We start from the raw sequence: 8637 nt of genomic DNA, 5'->3' as shown, positions 1-8637 counted from the left end.
TCTCAATTTTTTAATTATGAGACAGCCTCCTCACCCTCATAATTTAATTGATTTAGCTTGGATCAAATTCTAAGCTGTTAAGGCCTATAATCAACTCCAATATCTTATGCAAAGCTCTACATTCTATAGTGATTTTGAACTCCCTAAAAGCTCAACAAATAGCCCAAATGGACATAATACCCCCTTAGAATTTTAAAATAAAAGAACTGAAAATTGATCACATTGCTTAAAATAATGAAGACCTTAGAAAACTAAGGCCCTCATTCTCATCATTTAATTGTTTTAGTTTAAATCAAAACACTAAGCTGTCAAGGCTAAATGTTAACATTAAAATCATTCCCAAATATCAACTAATATTGAAAAATATACTTTTCCAAAATGGTCTTTGTGTTGCCTAAAAAGGTCAAAATTAGACAAAGAGAAAGCCCGAAAAATGCGAACACTTTTCGGGCTTATATTTTAGTAGCTAGATAGACCAATACTTAATGTTATTACATTGCCTTCTTATTGATTTTATGATCTAAGGCTGGTGTTACATCCATGTTATACCAAGCAAAACCAAAGATATCAGCATACTCCTCAATGATCATGCTTGTTGGCTTACCAGCACCATGACCTGCATTGGTCGCGATTCTAATCAATACCGGGTTTTTACCTGCATCCTTTGCTTGAAGTTCTGCAGCAAATTTAAATGAGTGAGCAGGAACTACACGGTCATCATGATCTGCAGTAGTGATTAACGTAGAAGGATAAGCAACACCTTGTTTTACATTATGGTAAGGAGAGTAACCCTTCAAGTATTCAAACATTTCTTTTGAATCTTCAGCAGTACCATAATCATATGCCCATCCTGCACCAGCAGTAAACTTATTATAGCGTAACATATCCAATACACCTACGGCAGGGAAAGCCACTGCAGCTAAATCCGGACGCTGTGTCATTGTTGCACCCACTAAAAGTCCACCATTAGATCCTCCACGTAGAGCTAATTTCTCTGTAGAAGTATAACCTTCTTTCTTTAAATATTCTGCTGCAGCAATAAAGTCATCAAATACATTTTGCTTATTCATTTTAGTACCTGCAACGTGCCATTTTTCGCCATATTCTCCACCTCCTCTAAGGTTTGGAACGGCATAAACACCACCATTTTCTAACCAAACAACATTGGCAATAGAAAAACGAGGTTGAAGACTTACATTAAATCCGCCATAACCGTAAAGTATTGTTGGGTTTTGTCCATTTTTCTTTAACCCTTTTTTATAGGTAATGATCATAGGTACTTTGGTACCATCCTTTGAAGTATAAAAAACTTGCTCAGAAGTATACTCATTTGGATTGAACTTTACATTAGGTCGGATATATTCCTTTGATTCACCACTTTCAATTGTGTATTCAAAAGTAGTTGAAGGCATTGTGTACGATGTAAAAGAGTAAAATAATGTTTTGTCATCATCTTCACCATAAAAACCTGATGCTGTACCAACACCTGGCAACTTGATTTCTCTTTCCTTGTTTCCCTTTAAATCATATTGATATACTTGAGAGATGGCATCTTTCATATATTTTGCAAAGATTTTCTTTCCACAAGTACTTACTGATAATACATTTTCAGTTTCAGGAATTAAATCTTCCCAATTCTCCCTCTTAGGTGTTGAAATTGGTGCAACAACTACTCTGCCGTTAGGTGCATTATAATTGGTTTTAATCCAGAAGTTACTCTTATTAGAATAAATAATGCTATGGTCATTGTCGGTATTATCCACTAATGTTACAATTGGAGCATTCTTTTTCGATAAGTCTTGAATATAAAGCTCATTTCCGGAAGTATTAACCGCTGCAGAAATCACCAAATATTTCTCGTCATCTGTTACATAAGCACCAACATATCTTCTTGGTGTTTTTTCTCCGCCAAAGACCAATTTATCTTTATCTTGAGCTGTACCCAATTGATGATACATCAATTTATGATGTTGTGTCATGCCTGATAATTGAGAACCATCTTTAGGTTTATCGTATTTACTGTAATAGAACCCTTCACTTTTTTTCCATGCAATGTTCGTAAACTTGGCATTTCTAACTGGTTCTTCAACGATTTTTTTTGTCTCAGTATCGATCACATATATGTCTCTCCAATCTGAACCACCCGTTGAAGTTGCATAAGCAGCTAATTTACCATCATTAGTAAATTTAATAGTAGATAAAGACGTTGTGCCGTCTTCAGAGAATGTATTTGGATCAAGAAATACCTCTTCTACTTCAGAATTGGGCTTTTTTCTATAAAGTACATATTGATTTTGAAGGCCGTTATTTTTGTAGAAATATAACCAATCACCATGCTTTCTAGGTGCAGTAATTTTCTCATAGTTCCATAGTTCAGTTAATCGGTCCTGGATTCCTTTTTTAAAAGGAATTTTTGATAAAAAAGCCTGTGTTGCTTTATTTTCTGCGGTAACCCATTGAGCAGTTTCTTCCGATTTATCATCCTCTAACCAACGATAAGGATCCTCTACATTTGTTCCAAAATACTCATCATTTACAATTTCTTTTTTTGTTTGTGGATAGTTATATTCCATTTGCTGTTGACACGCAGTAACAGCAACAACACTCGACAGCAAGAGAGCCGATGCGAATTTATTGTTCATGTTTAAATAATTAAAATTGGTAATCAACTATAAATTTATCATTCAATTACAGGTTGTCAAAAAATATAATCACAAAAAATTATGATTTCGATCAATTTCTATCATTTCATTAATGAAATCTCTTCTTGAATACAATCCGTTTACTTCTTCAAGTGATAATCAAAAATGATTAGTATATTTAAATAAAGATCACTTAATCCTCTTCTACTTTAACTATTTCGTTTTATTTAATGAGCAAAGAAAAGTTTCAATCCAAATCTGAGGTCATAAAGTTTCACCAAATAACTCAAGGTGCTTATTTGTTAGGTTTTTTTGGACACATTAATGCTACCTTTCTTTTTTGGTATTTAGAAATAACAGAATTGGTCTACCTCAATGTTTTTTTCAGTGTTCCTGCTTTTGCACTTTCATTATATTTGAATTCAACAAAACATGAGAATTTTGCTTTTTCCATTGCTTGTTTAGAACTGCTTTTACACCAAGTAGCATCAACCTATTATCTTGGGTGGGATTTTGGAGCTCATTTTTGGTTAATTTACTTATCGGGGCTCTGCTTCTTTAATCCTAATTGGCATCGTATAGTACAATACAGCCTTCTACTAATTATTTGTACTGTTTATATTACTATTTCCTATATTTTTGAAGACGGTGTCTATACTTTATCTAAAAGTATGTATCACTTTTCTTATATAACCAATGCGATTTCTACTATACTCATCACCTCCGTATTGATTAATTATTATTCAAATACTACAAAAAAATTGGAACGTAATCTATTGGAAGAACAAAGAGTAATTGAGAACCTATTGAATAAGATCAAATCATTGTTTGGACAACAAATTTCACATAAAATTGCGAAACATATCATTGAAAATGAGGAGGGCATTCAAACAACTAATTTTCATGCCTCCATCATGTTTTTGGATATTCGTGATTTTACAGTTTTTGCAGATTCTAGACCTCCTTCAGAAATAGCAAAGTTTCAAAATATTGTATTTGGCGAATTGATAAAAATAATAAGTGAAAATCATGGAGTTGTATTACAGTTACTTGGCGACGGATTGATGGCTGTTTTTGGTGCTCCAATTCGGTACAAGGAACATGAGAAAAACGCAGTAAAGTCTGGATTTGGAATTTTAGAATGTGTCGACAACATGATAAAAGCTGAAAAAATTCCACCAATACGAATTGGTATTGGCTTACATGCAGGAAATATAGTAGCTGGAAATATTGGTAACGAAGAACGACAATCTTATTCTCTTACGGGTAGAAACGTAATTATTTCGGCAAGAATTGAATCTTTGAATAAAGATTTTAATAGTCAGTTTTTGGTTTCTGAAAGTATCTATCAAAAAATGAATCATGACGAAATAACAGGTGAAGATCTTGGAGAGGTAAAATTAAAAGGTTTTGGAGAACCCACTAGGGTTTATAAGCTAGTATAATGAATTTTCATAATCACTATTTTAAGAGTGCTCATAATTGACACGTTGGATCACTTCTTGGTAGTACTGGAACTGTTCTTTAGTAAACACTTTTTGAATCGCATTTTTACGAGCGACTTCCAATTGATACCAATGAGATGTGACATGCTGTTTATAATCAAAATCAGATCTATTCATTTTAAGGTAAATTTTATCAAATGTGATATTGATGGCTTTGTATTGTCTTTTTTGATAAGAATCAAGTGAAAGTAATTCAACTAAATCTGTTCTTACGTCATCAGCATAATGAAATTGACCGGGCATATGCTTTTTGATAAACTGATGTGTAATGTGCTGTTGGTGTTCATCCATCAAATAATACAACTCTCTTTCTTGGTCTTTATAAGAGTTTTTTAATTTCCTCAGCAGAATATTATTTTCAGCATCCTTATTTAGATTACTGTTTTGGATTAACTTTTTTCTTTTCAAAATATATTCTTTTTCTACCACTTGAAAAGCTTTATTCTGCTGTGAAGTCAATTTCAATTCTGTTTTTAAAGATTTAAAATCCATTTCATGACTTTCTTGATAAAGTACACATGAGACTAAAGGAAACAAGAGAGTAATGAAAAATAAATATCGTATCATAATAAATATGTATTTGTGATTATTTTATGATACAAAAGTAGTTGAAGGGTATTGGGAAGGCTTGCAAAAAAGAGTACAGATGTTGTATAAAAAAGGATTTTACGTAGGGGCAAACCTATGTGTCTGCCCACTGTACCACAATCAGAAACACAAAGAAATCAGTATTCGGTACCTATAAAATAATTACCTACATTGTTTTTTATAGATGACAAATAGGGTTTTGTGAGCATCTGAATAAATAAAACAAAACCACAACACTCCAAGAATTTTCATTATGGTTCGTGTTGTGGTTCAGTGGGCAGACACATGGGGCTACCCCTACGTGGTTCATGATGAGTTTATGTAACGAATTACAACTTAATTTCTTGTATATCTTGCTCTTTCTTCTCGTCCAATTCCAGGTAAATGATCTCCTCTCCAATATTTGAAAAATCAATTTCTTTCAAATCGATCATTCTTACTCTTCTGTTGTGCTGCGTATGATAGCTGTATTGCAAATCATTGATATTTGCTGCTGAGGTCCAAAGTGTCGTTGATCGTAATGAATTGTCAAAGTGATCCGCACTTGCACCTTCACCACCATCAGGGCCCAATGGAAGGTTAAAATTGTCTAGAATTCTGAATAATTCATAAACGGCTTCTTTGGCATCTGATGTTTTACGTGAAGTATGAGTATAAGCAGTAGCTTTTACAAAACGTGAAGCAGGTGTATTGTCTCCTGGCAAACCTAAGAAACCTGATCCTGCACCATGAGGTTTGATCGTGATATCATTAATTTCAATTGGGTTTTGAGGATGTGGCGTAAGGTTTAAGTAATTGCTTAGATTGGTCAAATGCCAATCATAATTAGGTGCATTTGTAATTACTCCAACATTTGAATCATACATTGTCAATTCACCGTTTGTAAATTCAATTACAACTGTAGCTCCAGTGGCATCAGACATCATCCAATGCCCTGGAAGCTCCAATCCTACAGATTCTAGAATAACACCAGTAACATTAACCTCTAATAATCCTTTTTTGACTTCTGCAACATCTTTAAAATTAGCAAGCATGTAAGTCAATATATCTTGTGCAGCAATTGTATTGTCAGCTTTTGACTTATCATAGGCAGGATAATTTGCATAACCAGGATGATAGAAACCACCTCCGGCTAAGCCAGCTTCATTCATACCATCAGCCAGTACATCATCACCAAAAGCTGTAACTGCTATAAAACCATATTTTGATTGATAATCTTTTCCATTTCTTCCTTCTGGAGTAAGTCCCTTGAATTGATGTCCTTGAGGAACTACTACCATTTTTGAGTTGAGATCAAACGCACCCCACTCTAATGTTCTACCATAAACGTAACTTCCATCTTCTGTTTTTAACTTAATGCCCGTACAGGCTTGTGAAAGTGGAGAAACATAAATTAATACAGCAATAGATAATACGATAGTTTTTAAAATATTCTTCATATCAATTTTTAATTTGTGTTGATCTTTGAATGATATAGTAAAGGTAGAAACTAGATGATGCTTCAACGTATCGTCAACGTTCAAGCAATTATCAATTCAGCTCAACTTTCTCTCCTGATCATCAAAAAAGGATTTTACTTTGTCGCATTAAGCTGTTACATTACTTTTGTATTGATGAAAGAGAAAGAACAGATCAAAACCTTCAAATTGAAAGAAGGAAATTCTAAAAACTACTTTAAAAGTTTGCATAATGTACTGGGAGGAGAACATACCGATTTTACTTATTCATTTAATGGTAATGGAACGAAACTAAAAATGTCATCTCTTCAAATTATGCAAGAATTAGAATTAATAATTTCTCAAGCAAAATTTGGAAAACCTTTGATCATGGAGCGTGAACCCGATAACGATTCAGAGACGGTTCACATCTATATTGTATACAGAGGCAATGTGAATCAAAATTACAATGAGCAATTACAATTGTTGGAAGCGGGAAGTATCAATAGTGTATTTATCTATAATGGATTATTTCCAACAGTGACTCACTTTCCTGTTAGTTCAAACTATAATTCTATTTCATTGAAATTATCAAAAAACGTACTCACCCAATTATTCCCCCATTCTTCAGATGAACTGATAAATGCTTTAATTAATAATGAATCTATCGCTTACCATACAAGTTTACCCATTCAGATGGAAGCACTTATTGATGATATTCTACATTATGAAAACACTCAGTTTGAACGTATCCCTATGTTGATGGTTAAAGGTTTAGAACTGTTCACTCAAATTATGCTATCCATCAAAACACTGATTAAAAACGATACGCTTCATGGATTACATCAAGACGACTATAAGCGATTGTTAGCCATCAAAAGCTTTATTTTATCAAAATTGGAAGATCAATTAGTCGTTGAAGACATAGCATCTGAATTTGGCATAAGTATATCAAAACTGAAAAGAGATTTTAAAACACTATATGATACTTCCATCTATCAATATTATACACATGCCAAAATGGATGAAGCCTACCGAAGATTAAAATCAGGCAAATACTCTGTGAAGGAAGTAGGCTATGATTTAGGATATACCAGTATTCCTAATTTTTCAACCATGTTTAAAAAGATAAAAGGAGTTAGTCCTAAAAACGTTATCCCGTAGGGGCAGACCTATGTGTCTGCCCGCTGTACCACACTCAGAAACATAAAGTAAATGATTATTCAAATGATAGCTTTTGGAGTGTTAAATGTGGATCGTTTGTTTTGGAATTTGATTATGGTTCGTGTTGTGGTTCATTGATTAGATTCATGGTAATTAAAAATTATGGTTTTGGATGTGGTTCGGCGGGCAGACACATGGGTCTGCCCCTACGTGGTTCGTGAAAAATCGTAGAATAAAATTTGTAAGGGTCCTGAATAAACGAACTATTCATTTATTCTTGACGATTCATGTTAAAACAACTAACTTCTCGACGTTCTATCCGTCTGAAAGGCTATGACTATTCTCAATCTGGACTCTACTTTATCACAATATGCGTTCAGCATAAAAAGCATTTGTTTGGAGAAATTGATCACCAAAAAATGATATTAAATGATGCTGGTATCATGATCGAACAATGGTATAGAGAACTGGAATGTAAATTCAATAATGTCATGTGTCAGGAAATAATCATTATGCCCAATCATTTTCATTGTATTATAGAAATCAAAGAAAATAATAATTCCGTACCTGTTGGTACAATTGTTCAATGGTTTAAGACAATGACAACGAATGAATATATCCGCGGAGTCAAAACCAAGAAATGGAAAGCATTCGACAAAAGATTATGGCAACGAAATTATTGGGAACATATCATTAGAAATGAGTATGAACATGAAAAGATAGCTCAATATATCATCGATAATCCGTTATGTTGGGAAAATGATAAATTAAATGTATACCACCCGTAGGGGCAGACCTATGTGTCTGCCCGCTGTACCACAATCAGAAACACAAAGAAATCAGCAAATGATTATTCAAACGATAGCTTTTGGAGTGTTAAATGTAGATCGATTCTTTGGGAATTTAATTATGGTGTGTGCTGTGGTTCGGTGGGCAGAAATATGGTGAATAATGATTATGGTTTTCATGTGGTTCGGCGGGCAGACACATAGGTCTGCCCCTACGTGGTACGTTAATATGAAGAAATTCTAAACTTGATTAACAATGCTTAAAATACAGGTTGCTGTCTATATGAAATTATATCTATTTTAAACTTAACAAGAAGCGTACAATAGACCTTTATACTATGAAAATAGCTTTATAAACCATTTTCTATTCAAAGTTAAAGTCGATAATACAAAACGATATTGTTATCAGATTTTCATGAAATAATATACAGTTTTTGTCTAGTGTTGATTGTTGGGGATCTGATTCTATACTGCGTATTTGAGCTTGAAATGAGATGCTATTTATCTACATCTA

Annotated in this window: 6 protein-coding genes; 3 read left to right on the top strand and 3 right to left on the bottom strand. The window is 33.4% G+C overall.

The genetic code is table 11. From position 1 onward, the window contains the following. Nucleotides 1-491 precede the first annotated feature (491 nt). Nucleotides 492-2642 carry a prolyl oligopeptidase family protein gene (locus tag PL77_RS22330; RefSeq protein ID WP_044210457.1) on the bottom strand — a complete coding sequence of 717 codons (2151 nt, stop codon included), beginning with the start codon at nucleotides 2640-2642 and terminating at the stop codon, nucleotides 492-494. A 230-nt stretch (nucleotides 2643-2872) separates the two neighbouring features. Between PL77_RS22330 and PL77_RS22325 the strand changes: the two genes are divergently transcribed. After that, a complete protein-coding gene (locus PL77_RS22325; RefSeq protein ID WP_044210455.1) occupies nucleotides 2873-4087 on the top strand; it encodes an adenylate/guanylate cyclase domain-containing protein in 1215 nt (404 codons plus the stop codon). Between the two features lie 21 nt (nucleotides 4088-4108). Here the strand turns inward: PL77_RS22325 and PL77_RS22320 are convergent, their stop codons facing one another. Further along, nucleotides 4109-4639 carry a hypothetical protein gene (locus PL77_RS22320; protein ID WP_044210453.1) on the bottom strand — a complete coding sequence of 177 codons (531 nt, stop codon included), beginning with the start codon at nucleotides 4637-4639 and terminating at the stop codon, nucleotides 4109-4111. Between the two features lie 425 nt (nucleotides 4640-5064). Then, nucleotides 5065-6174, bottom strand: coding sequence for a linear amide C-N hydrolase (locus PL77_RS22315; RefSeq protein ID WP_044210471.1), 1110 nt, complete (start codon nucleotides 6172-6174; stop codon nucleotides 5065-5067). Between the two features lie 54 nt (nucleotides 6175-6228). Here PL77_RS22315 and PL77_RS22310 point away from each other — a divergent pair, with 54 nt between their 5' ends. Together PL77_RS22310 and PL77_RS22305 are read left to right on the top strand one after the other, a co-directional pair. Then, on the top strand, nucleotides 6229-7335 hold the full coding sequence (locus PL77_RS22310; RefSeq protein WP_082026684.1) for an AraC family transcriptional regulator: 1107 nt from the start codon (nucleotides 6229-6231) through the stop codon (nucleotides 7333-7335). A gap of 287 nt (nucleotides 7336-7622) precedes the next feature. Further along, entirely contained in the window at nucleotides 7623-8123 is a 501-nt protein-coding gene (locus PL77_RS22305) for a transposase (protein WP_044210448.1), read from the top strand. Nucleotides 8124-8637 lie beyond the last annotated feature (514 nt).

This window comes from Flammeovirga sp. OC4, assembly GCF_000812565.1.
In the GTDB taxonomy this organism is placed as follows: Bacteria; Bacteroidota; Bacteroidia; order Cytophagales; family Flammeovirgaceae; genus Flammeovirga.
This window is presented reverse-complemented; position numbering and strand designations above follow the sequence as displayed.